The organism is Streptosporangium sp. NPDC050148, assembly GCF_055586505.1.
This window is the reverse complement of the sequence record NZ_JBVJIA010000019.1, coordinates 1-19,959: the sequence shown is the minus strand read 5'-3', so window position 1 is coordinate 19,959 and position 19,959 is coordinate 1. Positions and strand designations below refer to the sequence as shown.

General features: G+C 72.7%; 17 protein-coding genes and 1 pseudogene. 8 read left to right on the top strand and 10 right to left on the bottom strand.

Features of this window, described 5'->3' with window-relative positions; genetic code table 11:
• Positions 1-264: 264 nt before the first annotated feature.
• Positions 265-2,661: a helicase-associated domain-containing protein gene (locus tag ACZ6RT_RS21790; RefSeq protein ID WP_399193608.1), complete on the top strand. Its 2,397-nt coding sequence runs from the start codon at positions 265-267 to the stop codon at positions 2,659-2,661.
• Between the two features lie 158 nt (positions 2,662-2,819).
• Here ACZ6RT_RS21790 and ACZ6RT_RS21785 read toward each other — a convergent pair whose 3' ends face one another.
• On the bottom strand, positions 2,820-3,857 hold the full coding sequence (locus ACZ6RT_RS21785; protein WP_470155661.1) for an ABC transporter substrate-binding protein: 1,038 nt from the start codon (positions 3,855-3,857) through the stop codon (positions 2,820-2,822).
• A 390-nt stretch (positions 3,858-4,247) separates the two neighbouring features.
• Between ACZ6RT_RS21785 and ACZ6RT_RS21780 the strand changes: the two genes are divergently transcribed.
• From ACZ6RT_RS21780 to ACZ6RT_RS21765, 4 genes are all read left to right on the top strand, one after another.
• A complete protein-coding gene (locus ACZ6RT_RS21780) occupies positions 4,248-5,234 on the top strand; it encodes a FecCD family ABC transporter permease (protein WP_399193612.1) in 987 nt (328 codons plus the stop codon).
• On the top strand, positions 5,231-6,343 hold the full coding sequence (locus ACZ6RT_RS21775) for a FecCD family ABC transporter permease (RefSeq protein ID WP_470155659.1): 1,113 nt from the start codon (positions 5,231-5,233) through the stop codon (positions 6,341-6,343). Before ACZ6RT_RS21780 ends, ACZ6RT_RS21775 begins: the two co-directional genes overlap by 4 nt.
• Positions 6,340-7,188, top strand: coding sequence for an ABC transporter ATP-binding protein (locus ACZ6RT_RS21770; RefSeq protein WP_399193616.1), 849 nt, complete (start codon positions 6,340-6,342; stop codon positions 7,186-7,188). Before ACZ6RT_RS21775 ends, ACZ6RT_RS21770 begins: the two co-directional genes overlap by 4 nt.
• A 117-nt stretch (positions 7,189-7,305) precedes the next feature.
• Positions 7,306-7,626 (top strand): GroES family chaperonin, encoded by a 321-nt coding sequence (locus ACZ6RT_RS21765; protein ID WP_344904593.1) that lies wholly within the window; start codon positions 7,306-7,308, stop codon positions 7,624-7,626.
• A gap of 156 nt (positions 7,627-7,782) precedes the next feature.
• Here the strand turns inward: ACZ6RT_RS21765 and ACZ6RT_RS21760 are convergent, their stop codons facing one another.
• The 4 genes from ACZ6RT_RS21760 to ACZ6RT_RS21745 form a co-directional block, all read right to left on the bottom strand.
• On the bottom strand, positions 7,783-8,826 hold the full coding sequence (locus ACZ6RT_RS21760; RefSeq protein ID WP_470155656.1) for a hypothetical protein: 1,044 nt from the start codon (positions 8,824-8,826) through the stop codon (positions 7,783-7,785).
• Positions 8,827-8,949: 123 nt separating this feature from the next.
• The gene (locus ACZ6RT_RS21755) at positions 8,950-9,219 is read right to left on the bottom strand and encodes a hypothetical protein (protein WP_399193621.1); all 270 of its coding nucleotides are present in this window, start codon (positions 9,217-9,219) and stop codon (positions 8,950-8,952) included.
• Positions 9,220-9,387: 168 nt separating this feature from the next.
• On the bottom strand, positions 9,388-10,248 hold the full coding sequence (locus tag ACZ6RT_RS21750) for an ABC transporter permease (protein ID WP_470155655.1): 861 nt from the start codon (positions 10,246-10,248) through the stop codon (positions 9,388-9,390).
• Positions 10,245-11,261: an ATP-binding cassette domain-containing protein gene (locus ACZ6RT_RS21745; protein WP_399193624.1), complete on the bottom strand. Its 1,017-nt coding sequence runs from the start codon at positions 11,259-11,261 to the stop codon at positions 10,245-10,247. Before ACZ6RT_RS21745 ends, ACZ6RT_RS21750 begins: the two co-directional genes overlap by 4 nt.
• Before the next feature lie 134 nt (positions 11,262-11,395).
• Here ACZ6RT_RS21745 and ACZ6RT_RS21740 point away from each other — a divergent pair, with 134 nt between their 5' ends.
• The gene (locus ACZ6RT_RS21740; RefSeq protein ID WP_399193626.1) at positions 11,396-12,166 is read left to right on the top strand and encodes a TetR/AcrR family transcriptional regulator; all 771 of its coding nucleotides are present in this window, start codon (positions 11,396-11,398) and stop codon (positions 12,164-12,166) included.
• Between the two features lie 107 nt (positions 12,167-12,273).
• Here ACZ6RT_RS21740 and ACZ6RT_RS21735 read toward each other — a convergent pair whose 3' ends face one another.
• From ACZ6RT_RS21735 to soxR, 4 genes are all read right to left on the bottom strand, one after another.
• Entirely contained in the window at positions 12,274-12,648 is a 375-nt protein-coding gene (locus ACZ6RT_RS21735) for a hypothetical protein (RefSeq protein WP_399193628.1), read from the bottom strand.
• 153 nt (positions 12,649-12,801) lie between these two features.
• Positions 12,802-13,335, bottom strand: coding sequence for a TIGR02611 family protein (locus ACZ6RT_RS21730; protein WP_399193630.1), 534 nt, complete (start codon positions 13,333-13,335; stop codon positions 12,802-12,804).
• Positions 13,336-13,709: 374 nt separating this feature from the next.
• Positions 13,710-16,682, bottom strand: a complete 2,973-nt coding sequence (locus ACZ6RT_RS21725) for a cellulose binding domain-containing protein (RefSeq protein ID WP_399193632.1) — start codon at positions 16,680-16,682, stop codon at positions 13,710-13,712.
• A gap of 215 nt (positions 16,683-16,897) precedes the next feature.
• Positions 16,898-17,374 carry a redox-sensitive transcriptional activator SoxR gene (soxR, locus tag ACZ6RT_RS21720; protein WP_344898180.1) on the bottom strand — a complete coding sequence of 159 codons (477 nt, stop codon included), beginning with the start codon at positions 17,372-17,374 and terminating at the stop codon, positions 16,898-16,900.
• Between the two features lie 50 nt (positions 17,375-17,424).
• On the opposite strand from soxR, the gene ACZ6RT_RS21715 reads away from it, so the two are divergent.
• The gene (locus tag ACZ6RT_RS21715) at positions 17,425-17,823 is read left to right on the top strand and encodes a PPOX class F420-dependent oxidoreductase (protein ID WP_399193634.1); all 399 of its coding nucleotides are present in this window, start codon (positions 17,425-17,427) and stop codon (positions 17,821-17,823) included.
• Between the two features lie 79 nt (positions 17,824-17,902).
• On the opposite strand, the gene ACZ6RT_RS21710 is transcribed toward ACZ6RT_RS21715, so the two are convergent.
• Complete coding sequence (locus tag ACZ6RT_RS21710; protein WP_399193648.1) at positions 17,903-18,940, bottom strand: LacI family DNA-binding transcriptional regulator; 1,038 nt, start codon at positions 18,938-18,940, stop codon at positions 17,903-17,905.
• A 181-nt stretch (positions 18,941-19,121) separates the two neighbouring features.
• On the opposite strand from ACZ6RT_RS21710, the pseudogene ACZ6RT_RS21705 reads away from it, so the two are divergent.
• A pseudogene (locus tag ACZ6RT_RS21705) lies at positions 19,122-19,959 on the top strand (alpha-L-arabinofuranosidase); the annotation flags it as partial.

The following is a 19,959-nucleotide window of genomic DNA, read 5'->3' as shown; positions in this document are numbered from 1 at the left end:
CCCAAGCCCCTCGGGAGTCTTTCTTGGGGACCCAACCGGACCTCCTTGGCTGTCTCCTCCCCTCCCCTCCCCCCCCCCCCCTCCCTCCCCTGCCCCCCCCCCCCCCCCCCCCGCCCCCCCCGGGACCGGCCAGAACCGGACGGAGACCACGATGACGCGGCGCATTCTGCGCGGTAGACACCGTCAGAGATTGCCCTCTGCATTACCGTGGATGTTTATGGCTCACGGAGAGTCCCCGCGCGAGATTCCTGAAAGAGCTGCGAGATGGACGATCACCTGCTCGGCTGGTTGAAAACCCTCGACGAAGAACGGCTCGCACGAGTTCTGGCCAACCGGCTGGACGCCATCGCCCCACCGTGGCCGCGCCGCCTGGACACCCTGGCGCAGCGGCTGGGCAACGGTTTCGCGGTGATGGAGGTCATGCGCGGCCTGCCGCTGCCCTCCCTGGAGGTCGCGCAGGCGTCACTGGCGCTCGGCGAGCAGGCCGACCCGGCCGCGGTGGCCCGGTTCCTGGGCGCGCCGGAGCCGGAGGTGACGCCCTGGCTCGACCTGTTGTTCGACCACGCGCTGGCGTGGCCGGACGACGAGGGACACATCCGCGTGGCCGAGGGGGTCGCCCGGTGGTGGGCGGCGCCCTGCGGGCTCGGCGAGCCGCTCCCCCACTACCTGAACTCCTGGACGGTCAGCGCCGACGCGCTGCGCGGGCTGGCCAGGGCCCTCGGCCTGCCGAACGGTCCCAAGCGCCGCACGGTCGCCAGGATCACCGAGATCCTCTCCGACCCGGCACGGGTGACCGCGCTGCTGGAGGGCGCGCCGCAGGGCGCCCGGCGGCTGCTGGACGAGTTCGCCTGGGACGGCCCGGTCCGCGACGTGGACGGCGGCAGGTTCGTGGTGCCCGGCGCCCCCGAGAAGTGGGCCGCCGACCACGGGCTCCTCTTCCGCCCGAGCTGGAACGTGGCCGAGATGCCCCGCGAGGTCGCGCTCGCGCTGCGCGGGCCCGACTACCACCCCCCGTTCACGCCCGCCGCGCCCGACCTGGCCACCATGCCGGTGGACCCCGAGGCGGTGGACCACCTGATGACGCTGGCCGCCCCCCACGTGGTGGAGCGCTGCGCCGCCATGCTGGAGAACACCGCGAAGTTCCCGCTGCCGCTGCTCAAGGCGGGCGGTGTCGGCGTGCGCGAGGTCCGCCGGGTGGCCAAGGACACCGGCTGCGACGAGGACGAGACCCGGCTGCTGCTGGAGGTCTGCGCGGTCGCGCGGCTGCTGGCCTGGGACGAGCCCGCCGGCGGCCTGGTGCCCACCGAGAAGTTCGACCGCTGGCGGCTGGACGACGCCGCGGCCAGGCTGCGGGTGCTGCTGTCGGCCTGGTGGCGGATGGAGCGCTCGTCGCTGCGGAAAGTCGACGGCAAGTACGGCACGGTGCTCGGTGACGACCCGGCCGGGGCCATGGTCGCCCGCGCCCGCCGCGCGGTGCTCGGCGTCCTGGCCCGGCTGCCCGCCAGCACGGCGTGCACCGACCGCTCCGGGCTGGTCAGGTCCGCGCACTGGCACGCCCCGCTGCTGGACCGGTCGCTGCTGGCCGAGTGCGTCCCCGCCGTGCTGGAGGAGGCCCGGATGCTCGGGCTGGTCGCCCTCGACACGATCACCGACCTCGGCCGCGCCCTGGCCGGGCTGGACGCCTTCCCCGGGGACGAGATCGACGACTGCACCCCGCTGGTGGAGAACGACCCGATGCTGGTCGAGTGCTCGGTCAGGGCGCTGGCCAGCGTGCGGCGCAGCGCGCTCTTCGGTGCCGACCTCACCGCCGTGGTGACCGGGCCGCCGGCCGGCGAGCTGGCCGAGCTGCTCGACCGGGCCGCCGAGCGCGAGTCGCGCGGCGCGGCCTCGGTGTGGCGGTTCACCCCGGCCAGCGTGCGCCGGGCCATGGACGCCGGCTACACCGCCGAGGGCCTGCTGGGCGACCTCGCCGAGGTCGGCACGGTGCCGCAGCCCCTGGAGTACCTGGTGCACGACGTGGCCAGGCGGCACGGGGAGGTGACGGTGACCTCGGTCGCCTGCATCGTGCAGGCGTCCGACCCGGCGCTGCTGGCCGAGATCGCCGGGCACCGGCGGCTGGGCAGGCTGGGCCTGAGGCTGCTGGCCCCGACCGTGCTGGCCAGCTCGGTGCCCGCCGACAAGACCCTGACCGCGCTGCGGGAGAACGGTTACGCGCCGGTGCCCATCTCCGACACCGGGGAGATCACCATCCGCCGGGCCCGGGTGGAGGAGCCGCAGAACGGCCGGCTGATCCTGCTGCCCGGGGGGCGGGTGGCCGAGTTCGAGCAGCCCGCGTACCCGCTGGTCGAGCCGCCGCCGGACCCGCGCGAGCACGCCCAGCGCCTGCTGGGCGCAGAAGGGGAGGCCGCCCAGCCCGGAGGCAGGACGTGGGCGGTCATCGGCCGCATGGCCTCCCGGCTGCCGACCGCCCAGCAGTCCCTGCTCGGGTTCGTCGTCGACCGCGGGGTACGGGCGGCGATCACCCTGGCCGACGGCCTGACCGCCACCATCAGCCACGGCGAGCTGCGCAGCGGCGTGCTCGACGCGTGGTGCGAGGAGGCGGGCGACTACCTGGAGTTCCCGCTGGCCGACATCGTCGAGGTGCGCGGCACCTACGTCTGACCCGCCTCGCCGCGGCACCTACGTCCGACCCGCCTCGCGGCGGCACCTCCTCCGACCCGCCCCGCGCACCCGGCCGGACACGGCGCGCCCGTCCGGTCCCGTACGCGTCAGCGCGGCATGCCCCGCGATTCCGGTCCCGCGTTCCTTCGGTGTTCCCCTCAGAGTTCCTTGGCCTTGGACAGGTCGGCGCCGAGCTTCTGCAGCAGGTCGGCGAAGCCCTTGTAGCTGAAGCGCTCCTCGGAGTTCCAGCCGTAGACCTGGTTCGCCGTGACCGCGGGCAGCTTGGCGAAGGTCGGCTTCCTCTTCATCTCGTCGATCTTCATGGACTGGGTGCGGTTGTCCACCAGGATCACGTCCGCCTCGTACTTGTCGGCGTTCTCCCAGCTCAGGGATTCCCAGAAGCCTCCCTCGTCCACCTTGTCCGGCACCACGACGTCCAGGCCGAGCTCCCGCAGGTAGCGCACGCCCGCGTGGTCGTCGGGGTTGACCACCCACATGGTCTCCGGGCCTCCGGCGATGGCCATGATCTTCAGCTTCTTGGTCGCGGGGCTGGCCAGCGCCGTGGCGGCGGCGTCGAAGGCGGCCTTGGCCTCGGTCACCGCCGGGGCGCCGAGGTCGGCGCCCAGGGACGCGGCGACCTCGCCGTACTTCTCGATGATCTCCGGGGCCGACCTGCCGTTCAGCCGGACGCCGAGGGTGGGGGCGACCTGCTCGATGGTGGCGGCGGACTTCTCGGGCACGTACCACAGGGCCTTGTCGTACATGCCGCTGACCAGCAGGTCGGGCTGGAGCGAGATGTACTTCTCGACGTTGAACTCGTCCCACACGTTGCCGATGGACTCGACCTTGGTGATGTCGACGTCGCCGACCTGGGGGTCCTTGGAGCCGTCGGTCAGCCGGTGCGGGCCGAAGACCGCGACCGGGCGGACGCCGAAGTCCCACAGCGCCGCGGCCGCGCCGACCTGCGCCACGACCCGGGACGGGCGCGCGGGCGCCTCGAGCTTCTTGCCCCGGTCGTCGGTGAAGGTCCACGGACCCGTCCGGGCACCGGACGCGGCCGCGGAACCGGAGGCGGCGGGCGAGCCGCTCGCCGCGGGGGAGGCGGTGTCGGCTCCGCTTCCGCACGCTGCCAGGGCGAACACCAGGCCGAGCCCGGCGGCCATGAATCCCCGCCGCCGGATGACAGATAGCGACATTCGTGACTCCAAAGGATAGGCTTGCCTAAATGACTTTTTCATTAGATTAGCCTTGCCTTACCGATACGGAGCGAGAGGGGTGGCCCGATGAGCTCGGCCGACACGGCCACGTCCGCGACCCCGTCCGCGACCTCGTCCGCGTCCCCGTCCACCGTCGCACCGGCCCGTGACCTCGGACGATCCCCCGGTCACGGCGGGTCCCCGGAAGCCGGGGGATCCTCGGGAGCCGAGGGATCCGCAGGAGCGGGAGGCTCGGGGGGCTCGGGGGGATCGGGTGACGGGCCCGGCGGCCCGGGAACGGAGGGGTCCCGGGAGCCGGCCGGATCCGGTGGGCGCGACGGCGGGCACGACGGCGGGGCACCGCTTTCGCGGCCCGGCCGCCGCTCGCCGGTGCTGTTCGCCGGGCTGCTGGCCGGCCTGGCGGCGCTGGTGCTCATGGCCATGGTCAGCATCGCGGTGGGGTCGCGCTCGGTTCCGCTCTCCACGGTGCTGGACGCGCTGCTCGCGCCCGACGGCTCCACCGACCACACGGTCGTCCGGAGCCTGCGGGTGCCGCGGACGCTGATCGGCCTGGGCGTGGGCGCGGCCCTGGGCCTGGCCGGCGCGCTGATGCAGAGCCTCACCCGCAACCCGCTCGCCGACCCCGGCCTGCTCGGCATCAGCCAGGGCGCGATGTTGGGCGTGACGATCGCCATCGGGCTGCTCGGCCTGGGCGACCCGGCCGTCTACGTCTGGTTCGCGTTCGCCGGGGCGGCCGCCGCCGCGACGCTGGTCTACGCGCTGGGGTCCGGCGGGCGTACCGGGGGCGGGCCGGTACGGCTCACCCTGGCCGGCGTCGCCCTGGGCATGGTGTTCAACGCGGCGGCCTCGGCCGTGCTGCGGATGGACAACGCCACGTTCGACCGGATGCGGTTCTGGCTCACCGGCTCGCTGGCCGGGGTCGACGGCGGCGCGGCGGTCCGGTTCGCCCCGTTCCTCGCGGCCGGGCTGGTGCTCGGGCTGCTGCTGGCCAAGCCGCTCAACGCCCTGGCGCTCGGCGACGAGGCCGGGCGCGCGCTCGGCGTGCGGGTGGGCCGCACCCGCGGGCTGACCGCGGTCGCCATCACCCTGCTCTGCGGGGCCGCCACCGCCGCGGCCGGTCCGATGTGGTTCATCGGGCTCGCCGTGCCGCACGCGGTACGCGCCTTCACCGGCCCCGACCAGCGCTGGGTGCTGCCCTACACCGTCGTGCTCGCGCCCCTGGTGCTGCTCGGCTCCGACGTCCTCGGCCGGGTGATCGCCGCCCCGGGCGAGGTGCAGGTGGGCATCATGTGCGCGGTCGTCGGCGCCCCGGTGTTCATCCTGCTCGCCCGCCGCCGGAGGCTCGCCGCCCTATGACCGCCTCTCCCCCGACCCTGCCCTCCACGACGCCCTCCACGACGTCCACCGAGGGGTCCCCCGGGACGTCCCGCGCGCTCCGGTCCGGCGGGCCGCGACCGCCGGTCCTGCGGCTGCGCTCCTGGTCCCTGCGGCTCTCCCCGCGCGGCCTCGGCGCGGGGTTCGCGATCATCGCCGTGGGCCTGGCCGTCGGCCTGGTCGCCCTGTCCACCGGCGAGTTCACGGTCCCGATCCCCGACATCCTGGCCGCGCTGTTCGGCGACGGGCCGCCGGTCGCCGAGCTCATCGTGAACCGGCTGCGGGCGCCGAGGGTCGTGACCGGGCTGCTGGTCGGCGCCGCGTTCGGGCTGAGCGGGGCGATCTTCCAGAGCCTCACCCGCAACCCGCTCGGCAGCCCCGACTTCATCGGCTTCACCGCCGGCGCCGCCACCGGGGGCATCACCGCCGTCATCCTCGGCGGCAGCGCCTGGCAGATCGCCGGGGCTTCGCTGGCCGGATGCGTCATCTGCGCGATCGTGGTCTACGGCCTGGCCTTCCGGCGCGGGGTGCAGGGCCACCGGCTGATCCTGGTCGGCATCGGGATCGGCGCGCTGCTGCTCTCGGCCGACTGGTACATGCTCACCCGTGCCGACATCAACGACGCCGCCACCGCCGGGGCCTGGATCACCGGCAGCCTGAGCGGGCGCGGATGGGAGCACGCGATCCCGGTCGCGTGCGCGCTGGCCGTGCTGCTGCCCGTCTGCGCCTGGCTGTCGCGCCCGCTGCGGATGATGGAGATGGGCGACGACGCGGCCAGGGCCGTGGGCATCCGGGTGGAGCCGGTCCGCGCGGTGGCCATCGGCACCGGGGTGCTGCTCTGCGGGCTCGCCACCGCCGCCGCCGGGCCGGTGGCCTTCGTGGCGCTGGCCGCGCCGCAGCTCGCCCACCGGATCTCCCGCTCCCCCGGCATCACCCTGCCGCTGTCGGCGCTGGCCGGCGCCACGCTGCTGGTCGGCGCGGACCTGGCCGCCCAGCGCCTCTTCGCACCGGTCCAGTTGCCGGTGGGAATCATGACCGCCGCCATCGGCGGTGTGTACCTGGTGTTTCTGCTCAGGAGGGAACGACGTTGAGACTGTACGGCACCGGGCTGACGCTCTCCTACGACAAGCGCGTGGTCGCGACCGATCTGGACGTCACCATCCCCGACGGGTCGTTCACGGTGATCATCGGCCCCAACGCGTGCGGCAAGTCCACGATGCTGCGCGCCCTGGCCCGCATGCTCAAGCCGCGTGCGGGCGCGGTCCACCTGGACGGGAACGTGATCACCTCGCTGCCCTCCAAGGAGGTGGCGCGCCGGCTGGGCCTGCTGCCGCAGAGCTCGATCGTGCCCGACGGCATCACGGTCGCCGACCTGGTGGGCCGGGGACGCTACCCGCACCAGCGGATGATGCGCCAGTGGTCACGCGAGGACGAGGTCGCGGTGGCCTCGGCCATGAGGTCGACCGACGTGACCGAGCTGGCCGACCGCTGCGTGGACGAGTTGTCCGGCGGCCAGCGCCAGCGCGTCTGGCTGGCCATGGCGCTGGCCCAGGAGACCCCGATCCTGCTGCTGGACGAGCCGACCACGTTCCTGGACATCGCCCACCAGATCGAGGTGCTCGACCTCTGCGCCGACCTGCACGAGCAGGGCAGGACCCTGGTGGCCGTCCTGCACGACCTGAACCAGGCCTGCCGCTACGCCACCCACCTGATCGTGATGCGCGACGGCCGGATCGTCGCGGAGGGCGACCCCTCCTCCATCGTCACGGCCGACCTGGTACGGGAGGTCTTCGACCTGCGCTGCGAGATCATCGACGACCCGCAGAGCGGGACCCCGCTGATCGTCCCCGAGACCCGCCGCCGGGCCACCGCGTCCGCCACGCCGGTCACGGCCACGGCGTCCGGCATGGCCGCCACGGCGCCGCTCAAGCGGTAACGCCGGGAGGATCGCCGTCGCGGCCCGGCGGGAGGCGCCGTTCCCCTTCCACCGTTTTCACACCACTGTCACGCGGACGAGCCGGTACGACTCCGGTGTTCCCATAAACTGCATTCCGTGGGTGACCCCAAGTTCGAGATCCAGATGCTCCACGACCGCGTGATGGTCAAGGTCGAGCAGGAGTCCGAGGAACGGCGCAGCACGGCGGGCATCGTCATCCCGGCGACGGTGAAGATGGCCAACCGCCTGGTCTGGGGAGAGGTCTGCGGTGCGGGCCAGAACGTCCGCGCGGTCAAGGTCGGCGACAAGGTCCTGTTCAACCCCGAGGACCAGTACGAGGTCGAGGTGCACGGCCAGGTCTACCTGGTCATGCGCGAGCGTGACCTGCACGCCATCGCCACCCCCCAGACCGACAACGGAACCGGCCTGTACCTGTGAGGGCCACCGCGCCCTGAGACCCGCGCCGCCCGGCCGGGCCCGTCGTCGCCTGTCCCGCTCCCTCCCGCGCGTCCGGCTACCGGTCCGGGTCACGCGTCCGGTCCGGGCCGCGCGTCCGGTTCCCGGTCCCGGCCGAGGCAGGGCAGGGAGGCGGGGTCAGCGGCGGGTGTAGCCGAGGTAGATCCTGGCGTCCCAGTCGCCGGCGGCGAACGCGGCCAGCACCCGCGTGGTCCTGCCCTTGAGCGTGGACAGCACCACCTGGTAGTGCCCCCCGGAGGGGATGACGGCGATGAAGTGCTTCTCGTCCCACCACCCCCACAGGGCCTTGGGCCGGATGCCGGGCACCTTGGCGGCGAGCCTGCCCGAGGCGCGGTCCCAGACGCAGACGTGCTCGGTGTAGGTGGACGGGCACCAGGTCATCAGGCCCCGGCCGGAGGGGGTGAAGGCGTCCTCCCCTCCCGCGGGCCTGCCGGTCTTGACCAGGGTGCGGCGGACCGCTCCGTCCTGGCCGTAGAAGCGGGTGCCGCCCCGGTACTCGGCCATCACGTCGGAGCCGTCGGAGCTCCAGCGGAACCGCGCCGACCCGTCGACCTGGGCCACGATCGCCGGTTTCGCGGTCCTCGCGGAGGCGTCGACGATCACGAAGCCCGAGGTCACCCATGCCGAGCCGCTCTTGCGCTGGACGGTCAGCACCGCCTTGCGGCCGTCGCGGCTCCAGTGCGCGTAGTGCGCGACGAGCGGCTTCCTGACCGTACGGATCGTGGTGGCCTTGGAGGTCGCCAGGTCGAGCAGGACGACCGAGTCGTGGCCGTTCCGGTAGGAGGTGGGCACCGCGATGGCCTTGCCGCCCTTGGGCGCGACCGTGACCTCCTGGTAGGCGCCCTGCCGGGTGAACCCGTCCCCCCGGCGCAGGTAGGTCTTCGTGCCCGAGGAGTAGGAGGTCACCCTGAGCGGGTCGGTGGCCTGCTCCCGCAGGGTGACCCGGGTGCCGGGCAGCACGATGTCGGCGGCCCGCCAGGACGCCGCCGGGGACACCCTCGGGGACGCCACGGAGGACACCGGGGAGGCCGCCGTGGAGATCCCGGCGGCGGGTCCGGTGACGGGCCCGGCGGCGTGCGCGGCCGCCGGGAGCGGCACGACCGGCAGGGCCAGGACGACGAGAGGACCGAGCAGGCGGCGGATACCAGGAGTCACGGACACGGCGGCATCCTAAGTCGGAAACCGCTCATGATCGCGATCTAGAACGAAAGGGTTAGAAGAGGTGTGGAAGCGGCCTTCCGGGGCGAGGAATACCGGAAGGCCGCAGGGTCCGCGTTCCGCCGGTCAGGGGTCCCCGACCGGCGTGCCGCACCTGAGGCACTCCACGCCCGCGGGGACGCGGTGGCGCCGATGTTCGTAGAAGCGGTGACCGAGAGCCGTCGTGACGAGCACCCCGCCGAGCAGCAGGAGCATGAACGGCCCGTACTTCTCGTGTCCTATCAGGCCCATCGCCAGATGGGCGATACCGGCGGCGACGATGATCGCGCCGACGTTGAGCAGTTCCCTGTTGAGCGTCCACCCCGAGGCGGATCGTTCCCGTTCCGTCTCACTCATGCCTCCCAGGCTCACTACCCTCGGTTACAGGGCGCGACGGATCCCGTCACCACGATGTAAAACACCGGGCGTCCCTCCGGCGGCGGCCGGTGTGATCGGTCACCGCGACACCCCACCCGGCCCGTCCCGGCCGGACGGGACACCGGAGAACCCGGGCGGGACGTCGCCTCAGTCGCCGAGCCTGCGGAACGTACGGGCCGAGAGCGGCAGGAACACGGCGATCAGCAGCAGCGGCCAGAGCACCGCCATCAGCGTCGCGTGCTGCGCCACCCAGGACTCCCCGGCCCAGCCGGGGTCGCCGAAGAGCCGCCTGACGGCGGTCGCGGTCGCCGAGAGCGGGTTCCACTCGGCGACCGCGCCGAGCCAGGAGGGCATGGTCGCCGGATCGACGAACACGCTGGACAGGAAGCCGACCGGCCAGATGAGGATCTGCACGGACGCCACCGCCTCCGGCCCGCCCGCGACGAGGCCGATGAAGATCCCCACCCAGAGCACGGCGAAACGCAGCAGCAGGAGCAGGCCCACCGCGGCCAGCGCGGCGGCCGGGCCGCCGTCGCCGCGCCAGCCGAGCAGCAGCCCGGTGGCGAACATGACGGCCAGCCCGACGGCCGAGTCGAGCATGTCGGCGATCCCGCGGCCCATGACGACCACGGAGGAGTTCATCGGCATGGAACGGAACCGGTCGGTCACCCCCCTGGCCGCGTCGGTGGTGACCGCCGTCATCGTGGTCTCCAGGCCGAACAGCATCGTCATCGCGAACATGCCGGGGACGAGGAAGTCGATGTAGTCACCCGCGCCTGAGCCGCCGGGGCCGCCGGAGGGAGCGCCGATGGCGCCGCCGAACAGGCCGCCGAACATCAGCACCATCAGCACCGGGAAGAACCAGCCCAGCACGACCGGGCCCGGTCTGCGGACCCAGTGCCTCAGGTCGCGCAGGGCGATCGTCCAGGAGTCGGTGAACACCCGGGCCGCACGGGTCGCCGGGGACACGGCGGAGACGGCGGAGGGGGCGGGGGTCGTGACGCTCATGCGGGCACCTCCGTACCGGGGGCCGGGACGCCCGCGGCCACCGGCCGGGGGTCGTCGCCCGTCAGGTGCAGGAACACCTCGTCCAGGGTGGGGCGGCGCAGCGTGACGTCCACGGGCTCGACCCCGGCGTCGCCGAGCGCGGTGACCAGCGTGACGAGCGCCCGGGTGCGCTCGGAGACCGGGACGCTGACCCGGCAGGCGCCGGCGTCCACCAGGACCTCGCCGGACGCGACCCGCGCCGCGAGGGCCCGGGTGGTCTCCGCGTCCCCGGCGTCGGCCAGGACGACGTCCAGCCAGTCGCCGCCGAGGGCGGACTTCAGCTCCTCGGGGGTGCCCTCGGCGACGACCCTGCCGGCCCCGAGCATCACGATCCGGTCGGCCAGCCGGTCCGCCTCCTCCAGGTACTGGGTGGTGAGCAGCACGGTCGTGCCCGCGTCGACCAGGTCGCGCACGGCCGCCCACACCTGCCTGCGCGCGGCCGGGTCGAGGCCGGTGGTGGGCTCGTCCACGAACAGCACCGGCGGCGCCACGATGAGGCTCACCGCCAGGTCGAGCCTCCTGCGCATGCCGCCGGAGTAGCCGCCGACCGACCGGGGGCCCGCGTCGGCCAGCGAGAAGCGTTCCAGCAGCTCACCGGCCCGTCTGCGCGCCTGCGCGGCGGAGAGGTGGTTCAGCCTGCCGAACATCTCCAGGTTCTGCCGCCCGCTGAGGATCTCGTCGACCGCGGCGTACTGGCCGACCAGCCCGATCCGCTCGCGGACCCGCCGGGCGTCGGTCCGGACGTCGAACCCGGCCACGCTCGCCCGGCCCCCGTCGGGTCGCAGCAGCGTGGCCAGGATCCTGACGGCGGTCGTCTTGCCCGCCCCGTTGGGGCCGAGCAGCCCGCAGACCGTCCCGGCCGCGACCTCCAGGTCGAAGCCGTTGAGCCCCGTGCCCGGCGGGGCGCCCGCGTACCCCTTGCGCAGGCCGTCCGCGACGATCGCGGACCCGGCCCTGGCGTCCTGTCGTCTCACCCGTTCTCACCCGTCCTTTCGTGCCGGCCCGGCAGGAGGACCCGCCGGCCCGCACACCTTTGCCGTATTGAGTACGGTACAGCGTACGGCTCCGTTACGGTGGTCCTGACGCCGAGAATCTGGAGACCGATCCCGTGAGTGCGAAGAAAGCTTCCGACGCCGACCCGGCCCGCAGCCTTGCCCTCCTGTGGGGCTCGCACAGCAAACCGGGGCGTTCCGGGCTGACGGTGCGCTCGATCGTCCTGGCGGCCGTCGAGCTGGCCAACGCCGAGGGGCTCGACGCGGTCTCCATGCGCCACGTCGCCGAACGGCTGGAGGTGGGGACCATGTCCCTCTACACCCACGTGCCGGGCAAGGGCGAGCTGGTCGACCTGATGATCGACGCCACGTACGGGGAGCTGTACGCCGACGTGGACGCGCCGTCGCGGCAGCCCGGCGGGTGGCGCGGCGCGCTGGAGTTCATCGCCGCCCGCAACTGGGACCTCTACCGGCGCAACCCGTGGATGCTCCAGGCCCGCGACCCGCGCTCCACGCTCGGGCCGAACGCCACGCTCAAGTACGAGGCCGAGCTGCGTCCCCTGGAGGGCTGGGGACTGTCGGACGTCGAGATGGACTCGGTCCTCAGCCTGGTCCTCTCCCACGTCGAGAGCACCGCCAGGTCCAGGGCCGACCAGCTGCGCGTCCAGCAGGAGAGCGGGATGGACGACGCCGAGTGGTGGCTGTCCAACGCCCCGCTGCTCGAACGGCTCGTGGACGCCGGCCGCTTCCCGGTCGCCTCCCGCGTCGGGCAGGCGGCCGGCGAGGCCCACCAGGCGATCACCGACCCCGCCCACGCCCTCTCCTTCGGCCTGGAGCGCATCCTGGACGGGGTGGCCGTGCTGATCGAGGGCCGCGGGCGCCCCTGACCCCGGGCCGCATCCGGGACGCCCCGGGTGCGGGTGCGGCCGGGGCGTCGCGTGAACGCCGGAAGGGGGGCCGCGTGCCTCGCGACCCCCCTCGACGTCACCGGTGTCTAGAAGTAACCGGTGCCCGTGATGGCGGCCGGGGTGTTGCCCATGTTCTTCACGCGGTAGCGGATGCACTGCGCGGGCGGGGTGGTGCTGGCGGCCACGTACGCGGCGTGGTCGTTGGCGGCGATCGGCAGCGTGCCGATGTACCGGCCACGGCAGTTACCGATCTTGATCTTGACGGGGACGCTGTTGTTGTCGAGCTTGATCAGGACGTTCCCGTTGTACTGGGCCGCGGGGACGAGCTCGGGCGTGAGGAAGACCTCCTCGCCCGGCTGCACCCTCGCGGCCAGGTTGACGTCGTCGGCGTGGGCGGGGGTGCCGGTCAGGATGGCGGCTCCGGCGGCCGCGAGGACCAGCATCGAGGACAGGGCGCGCATAGAACGTCACTCTCCTTAATCGTCTCTGCCGATCCGTCCCTGCGGATCGGACGTGGAGACACTACGGAGAGTCACATCCGGGAAAGATAACGAGCCGTACTCCACCGGGTAAAACTCGTGGGGGCCGGGTCCCGGTGAGGCGCGCGGGCCGGTCTAGCGGAGGAGGAGCTTCTGCGCCTCGACGACCAGGTCGAGGCCGAAGCTGAGCTTGAGGCCGAAGTAGACGATGGCTCCGGCGGTGACCGCGGCGGCCAGGACGACCAGGATCTTGACGGTCCAGCCCCGGCGGCCGAGCCAGGCCGTCCAGGCCGACAGGGTCCGCTTGCCGAACTCCAGCAGCCGGTGGGCCCAGTGGAACTCGGTGGCCAGCACGGCCAGCCCCGCGAAGACGACCAGCCAGCCGGGGCCGGGGAAGGGCACCATGATGAGGCCGCCGATGACCAGCACCGCGCCGACCACACCGACGACGATCTTCAGGGTGAGACGGCCGGTGCGGGTGGACCTGATGTCGTCGAGCCTGCCGTGCAGGCCGGATCGCCGGGCCCTGGGGGCACCGGTCTCACCGGGGGCACCAGGGTCACCGGTGGCGCCGGTGCCGTTGACGTCGCCGGGCCGCGGCGGGCCCGGCGGGTTCGGCGAGCCCTCTGCCGCGTCCCGAGGTCCGCGCACCCCATCTGAGATCGCCATGCTCTCCCCCGGACTGTCGGTTTCTTCCACAATAGGGTCTGCCGGGCGGCCGGGCCTCCGCGGAGGGCGGATCTCATCCTGAAGACGGACCCGTACCGGCCATAAGACCGAGCCCGGACCCGCAATGGGGCCGCGACGGCCGTCCCGCCGGTCCGTCCCGTGTCACCCGCGCGAGGGAGTGCCGCGACCAGGACGGCCCCGGCCGGGCCCGTTCAGGGCTCGGCCGGGGCCGTGCGCGCTCCCGGCCCGTCGTGGTTCTCACTCCGGGCCGGGAGGCCGATGACGGGCCGCCGGGACCCCCCGGCCTCGGCGGCCGGTCACACCGGCGGGTCTTCCTCCTGGCCGTCCCCGCGGGGACGGCCAGGAAGTGGTCGTCAGGAGACGGTGCAGGTGACGGTGGACGGGACGCCGTTGGTGCCGGTCCAGCTCGCGCCGAAGCCGAACACGGTGGACGCCCCGGCGCCCAGGGCGCCGTTCCAGTTCGTGTTCCTCACCGTGACGGCGGCACCGGTCTGGGTGTGGACGCCGCTCCAGAGCTGGCTGATCGTCTGGCCGTTCGGGAACGACCAGGTGACGGTCCAGCCGGTGGTCGCCGAGGTTCCGGTGTTCTTCACCGTCACCTCGCCCTGGAACCCGCCCGGCCAGGAGTTCGCGACCTTGTAGGTCGCGGTGCAGCCGCCCCCGCCCTGTCCGGCCGCGGTCTTGAAGGTGACCGGCGCCGAGGCGGTGGAGCCGTTGCCCGCGGCGTCACGGGCGATCACGTAGAACGTGTACGAGGTGTCCGCGCTCAACCCGGTCAGCACGTGCGACGCCGAGGAGGCCGTGGCCACCTTCACGTCCGTCGCACCCGCCTCACGGTAGACGTCGTACCCGCTCACCCCGCCCGCGTCCGTCGAGGCCGCCCACGTCAGCGTCGCCCCCGAGGAGGTGACCGCCGACGCCACCGGCGTACCCGGCCGGGTCGGCGGCACGGTGTCGTCGGGAGGGACGGTCCCGTCGTTGTCGGCGTACAGGATGCCGCGGCCGTTGGTGCCGAGGTAGACGCGGCCGTAGACGCGCGGGTCGCCGGTGAGGGCCTCGCCCGCGTTGCCGTACTGGTGCTTGTCGTCGTTGATCCTGACCCAGCTCGCGCCGGTGTCGTCGGAGCGGAACACGCCGGTGACGCCGCCGACGGTGGCGAGCGTGTACAGCGCCTGGTAGCTCTTGCCGGGCGCGGCCTTGCCGAAGCCGATGTTGACCGCGCTCGTGACGCCGGGCAGCTTGGTGAACGACGCGCCGCCGTCGGTGGAGTGCCAGATGCCCGCGGCGGCGCCGGTGTCGTTGGCGGGCCCGGTCAGCCAGATGTCGCCCTCGCGGCCGGGTACGGCCTTGAACTTGACGTTGCCCTCGGCGGGCAGCCCGGTCGCGGCGGTGGCCGTGAACGAGGCGCCGCCGTTGACGCTGACGTAGAACTTCCCGGCGCTGAAGCCGTAGAACGTGCTCGGGTTCACCCGGTCGGACTCGACCACGGCGCCGGTCGGCAGCCCGGTGGAGGCGGTCCAGGAGTTTCCGTAGCCGACCGAGTAATGCACGCCCACACCCTTGGGCGCCCAGACGAACCGGGAGCCGTCGGCCGCGGCGGCGATCGTGCCGCCCTCGTTGATCCCGGCCGGCTCGCTCCCCTGGAACCAGTTGGCGCCGCCGTCGGTGGAGAACGCGGCGTGGCTGTCGTTCGGCCGGTCGGCGTCGGTGAAGTTGCCCGCGCGGACCATGACGGCCGGGTTGGTCTCGGCGTAGTCGAGGCTGGTGGTGGAGGTGAAGATCGGGGAGGTGAACATCATCGGGGGCACGGCGTCGAGGTTCGTGTGCCGGAAGCCGCCGATGTCACCCAGGGCGCTGACCAGCGGGGGCCCGGACGGCGGGCTGATCAGGTCGAGGACGGCGGTCTCCTCCAGCCCCTTGACCATGGGCTTGATGGTGAACTGGCCGCCGGTGTCCCACTTCTTGAGGTCCTCGGTGCCGTACAGCGTGGCGCCGGTGCCGTACATCATCCGGTTGCCGTCGAACGGGTCGATCTCCAGCGACTCGGTCATCCAGCCGAGCTTGGGCGTCGTCTCGGGCAGCTGCGGGTTGGTCCCGAAGGTCAGCCACGGCGAGGAGGAGACGTCCATGGTGTAGCGGAAGCTGCGGTTGGGGTAGGAGGTGAAGTCCCAGACGCGGGTCCAGGTCGCACCGGAGTCGGTGGACCTGAAGAAGATCACGTCCGGCCACCAGGAGATCTGGGTGGCGACCATGATCGTGCCGGGGTTCTGCCGGTCGATCGTGAGGCCGCTGTAGCCGTAGTACGCCTCGGACGAGCTGGAGGGGACCGGGCTGATCTGGGTCCACGCGCCGGTGGTCGTGTTCAGCTTCCACACGTCGCCCTTGGCGCCGTCGTAGGGGCCGGAGGTGTCACTGGTCGCGATGTAGAGCGTGTGGTTGACGTGGTCGAGCACGCCCTTGTGCGCGATGTAGCCGGTGGGCTGCCCGGCCACCCGGCTCCAGGTGGTCCCGCCGTCGGCGGAGGTGTAGACGGTGTTCTCCTTGTCGGCGACGCCGACGTAGATCCGCTGCGTGGTGTTGCCCGCGGTCGCCGAGCTCGGGTCGAACGTCACCCAGACCACGCCCGGACGGTGGCTGGTGTAGCCGTTGGGGTCGGAGGGGTTGTCGGCGTGGTTGCCCGCGTTGGGGAAGCTCGCCACCTTGGCCCAGGTCACGCCCTTGTCGGTGCTGCGCCACAGGCCGTTGCCCTCGGGCGCGCCGAAGTAGACGACGCTGTTCCTGTTGGGGTCGACGGCCAGCCGCTCGCCCATCCCGCGGCCGGGCATGTTGCCGCCGAGCTTGAACGGCAGCGTCGTGACCTGCCAGGTGGCGCCCTTGTCGGCGGAGCGCAGGATGGCCCCGTTGTTGGGGTCCCAGCTGTTGGTGTACATGCCGGCGGCGACGTAGACGCGGTTCGTCTCCACCGGGTCGGTGGCCAGGCTGACCACCCCGTTGTAGCCCCACCTGTCCCAGCCCACCCAGTCGAGCAGCGGGGTCCAGCTCTTGCTCGCCTGCTCCCAGCGGTACGCGCCGCCGATGTCGGTGCGGGCGTAGACGAGGTTCTTCTCCTTCTGGTTGAACACGATCCCCGGCACGAACCCGCCGCCGTCGATCCTCACGTTCTTCCACTCGTACGGCTCGGCGGCGGCCACGGAGCGGGCCGCGGGGCCGGACACGGTTCCGGCCCCGGCCGCGGACGCCGAGGCACCCGCCCCCGCGCCGGCCGCGCCCACCGTGGCACACGCCATCGCCACGGCGGCGAGCGCGCTGAACAGCCTTCTTCGCATGTACGGCTTCCCTTCGCAATGCAACGGACAAACCGCCATGCACGATCAGGTGACGGGACCCTGACCGTCGACCGCCCATGATGCGCGTGCATGAACGCCCAGAGGTTCACACGCGGGACCCCGGGGCGTCAATAGTTTGGATGGACAACTAAAAAACCCGCCCCCGTGCCGCCGTTCCGGGGCGTCGGGGACGGGCTCCGGGACGGCCTCGGGCGTCAGTCCACCGCGCAGGTGGGAGCGCATTCCCGGCGCGGGGCGACCATCAGGCGCGAGCCGGGACCCCGCGCGGCGGCCACGTCGTCGGGGTTGGCCAGCGCGCAGCGGTCCAGCGACAGGCAGCCACAGGCGATGCAGTCGGTCAGCCCGTGCCGGAGCCGTTCGAGCTGCCTGATGCGCCCGTCCAGCTCGTCCTGCCAGACGGCGGAGAGCCGCTCCCAGTCCTCCCTGGTGGGGGTGCGGCCGTCGGGAAGGGCGGCGAGCGCCTCCTGGATCGTCCTGAGCGGGATGCCGACGCGCTGGGAGACGCGGATGAAGGCGATCCTGCGCAGGGTGTCGCGCGGGAACCGGCGCTGGTTGCCGGCGGTGCGGCGGCTGCGGATGAGCCCCTTGGCCTCGTAGAAGTGCAGGGCCGAGACGGCCACCCCGCTGCGGGCGGAGAGCTGGCCGACGGTCATCTCCGGAGTGTTGGGCATGCGCCAGTCTAACTTGACCTCAACATAAATTGAGGTTACAGAGTGGGGACATGATATTCACGGAGGCGGAGCTCGCCTATCTCAAGGACCGGCACCTGGGCCGGCTGGCCACGACCGACTCCGCCGGGGGGCTGCAGAACAGCCCGACCGGCTTCCACATCGACCCCGAGACCGGCACCGTCGACATCTACGGCCGCGCGATGGGGACCACCAGGAAGTTCCGCAACGTCCGGACGAACCCGCGGGTGGCCTTCGTGGTGGACGACCTGGCCTCCACCGACCCCTGGCGGGTGCGGGGCGTGGAGATCCGCGGCGAGGCCGAGGCCATCGAGGACCACGAGCCCCCCTTCCCCTACCTCAGCCGCGAGGTCATCCGCATCCACCCGCGCAGGATCATCTCCTGGGGCGTCGACCCGGCCCAGGAGGGCCTCAAGGCCCGCGACGTCTGACCCCGCCCCCGGCGCACCGGTCACCGGAGCGCCGGGGCACCGGTCACAGGTCACAGGTCACAGGTCATCGGGGCGCCGGTCACCGGCCGGGACCCGCCGGACGCGGTCGCGCGGGTGACCGGCCGAGGGTGCTCTCCCTGGCCACCAGCCGGTAGCCCGCGCCGACCTCCTTCGGGGGGTGGTCGGCCGGGCCCTCGATCCGCTGCTTGAGCAGGTCGACCGCGATCCGGGCCAGCTCGGCCTTGTCGGGGGCGACCGTGGTCAGGGTCGGGGTGCTGAACCGGCCGTCCTCGATGTCGTCGAAGCCGGCCAGCGCGACCTCCTCGGGCACCCGCAGCCCGTACGACAGCAGGGTGCGCAGGGCGCCCAGCGCCAGCAGGTCGTTGAAGCAGAACACCGCGTCGGGCGGTTCGGCGCGCTCCAGCAGCCCGGCCATCGCCGCCGCCCCCTGGTCCCTGCGGTAGCGCTCGACCGTGGCGACCGTCTCGGGCAGCCCGCGGGCGGCCATGGCCTCGCGGTACCCGGCCAGGCGGAGCGGGGCGGTGCCGCTGGCGGCGTTGTCCTCGGCGCCCAGCGCGGCGATGCGGGTGCGGCCGAGCCCGATCAGGTGCTCGGTGACGTCGCGCGCCGCCCGTACGTTGTCGATGGCCACGTGGTCGGCCGGGCCGTCGTGGATCCGCTCGCCCAGCAGCACGAGCGCGGTGGCGTCGGTGCGCGCGGCCAGCTCGTCGGCGCCGATCGCGATCGGGCTGAGGATCACCCCGTCCACCCGGTGGTCGCGGACGCCGTCGAGGATGCGCCGTTCCCGCTCCAGGATGCCGTCGGTCTGCTCGATGACCACCAGCCACCTCAGCTCGGCCGCGGCGTCGATGACGAACCTGGACAGCTCCGCGAAGTAGGGGGCGTCGAGCTCGGGCAGCGCCAGGGCGACCACGCCGGTGCGTCCCTGGCGCAGGTTCCTCGCCGACAGGTTGGGCCGGTAGTCCAGCCGGGAGAGCGCCTCCTCCACCTTGGCCCGGGTCGCGGGCGAGACGTGGGCGTACCCGTTGACGACGTTGGAGACGGTCTTCACCGACACCCCTGCCAGACGCGCGATGTCGCGCAGGCTCCCTCCCACCCGCTCCCCCATTCCCGCCGCGGTCGCCACCGCCCGGCCCGGCGCTCTTGGGCCGTACGGGATCCGGTCCCGACGATCGTAACGCCCCGGTATCGACTTTCGAAATGCCCGTGTACAACGTTGAAACAACGTTGTAGAAACCTCCTACTACGAAATATCGCGTTAACAGAGAGGTCGTGCCGTGGCGTCTACCGCCCGCCTCCCCCTGGACCCCTCCTTCCGGATCGCCCCGGTCGAACCCCGGCTCTTCGGCTCCTTCGTGGAGCACATGGGACGCTGCGTCTACACCGGCGTCTTCGAGCCCGGACATCCCCTGGCCGACGCCGACGGCTTCCGCACCGACGTGCTGGAACTGACCCGCGAGCTCGGTGTCACGGTGGTGCGCTACCCCGGGGGTAACTTCGTCTCCAACTACCGCTGGGAGGACGGCGTCGGCCCGGTCGAGGAGCGTCCGGCGCGGCTGGACATGGCCTGGCGCAGCCTGGAGGGCAACGCCTTCGGGCTCAACGAGTTCATGACGTGGGCCGCCAGGGCCGGGGTCGAGCCGATGATGGCGCTCAACCTCGGCACCAGGGGCGTCGCCGAGGCGCTGGAGCTCGTCGAGTACAGCAACTACCCCGGTGGCACGCGCCTGTCGGACCTGCGCCGCGCGCACGGCGTGGACAAGCCGCACGACGTGCGGCTGTGGTGCCTGGGCAACGAGCTGGACGGCCCGTGGCAGATGGGCCACAAGACCGCCGCCGAGTACGGGCGGCTCGCCGCCGAGACCGCGCGGGCCCTCAAGCGCTTCGACGAGGACCTGTCGCTGGTGGCCTGCGGCAGCTCCAACAGCACCATGCCGACGTTCGGCGCCTGGGAGGCGGAGGTGTTGGAGGCGACGTACGAGATGGTCGACTACATCTCGCTGCACGCCTACTACGACCCCTCCGACGGCGACGTCGACTCCTTCCTGGCCAGCGGCGCCGACATGGAGCACATGATCCGCTCCATCGCGGCCACCGCCGACCACGTGGGCGCCA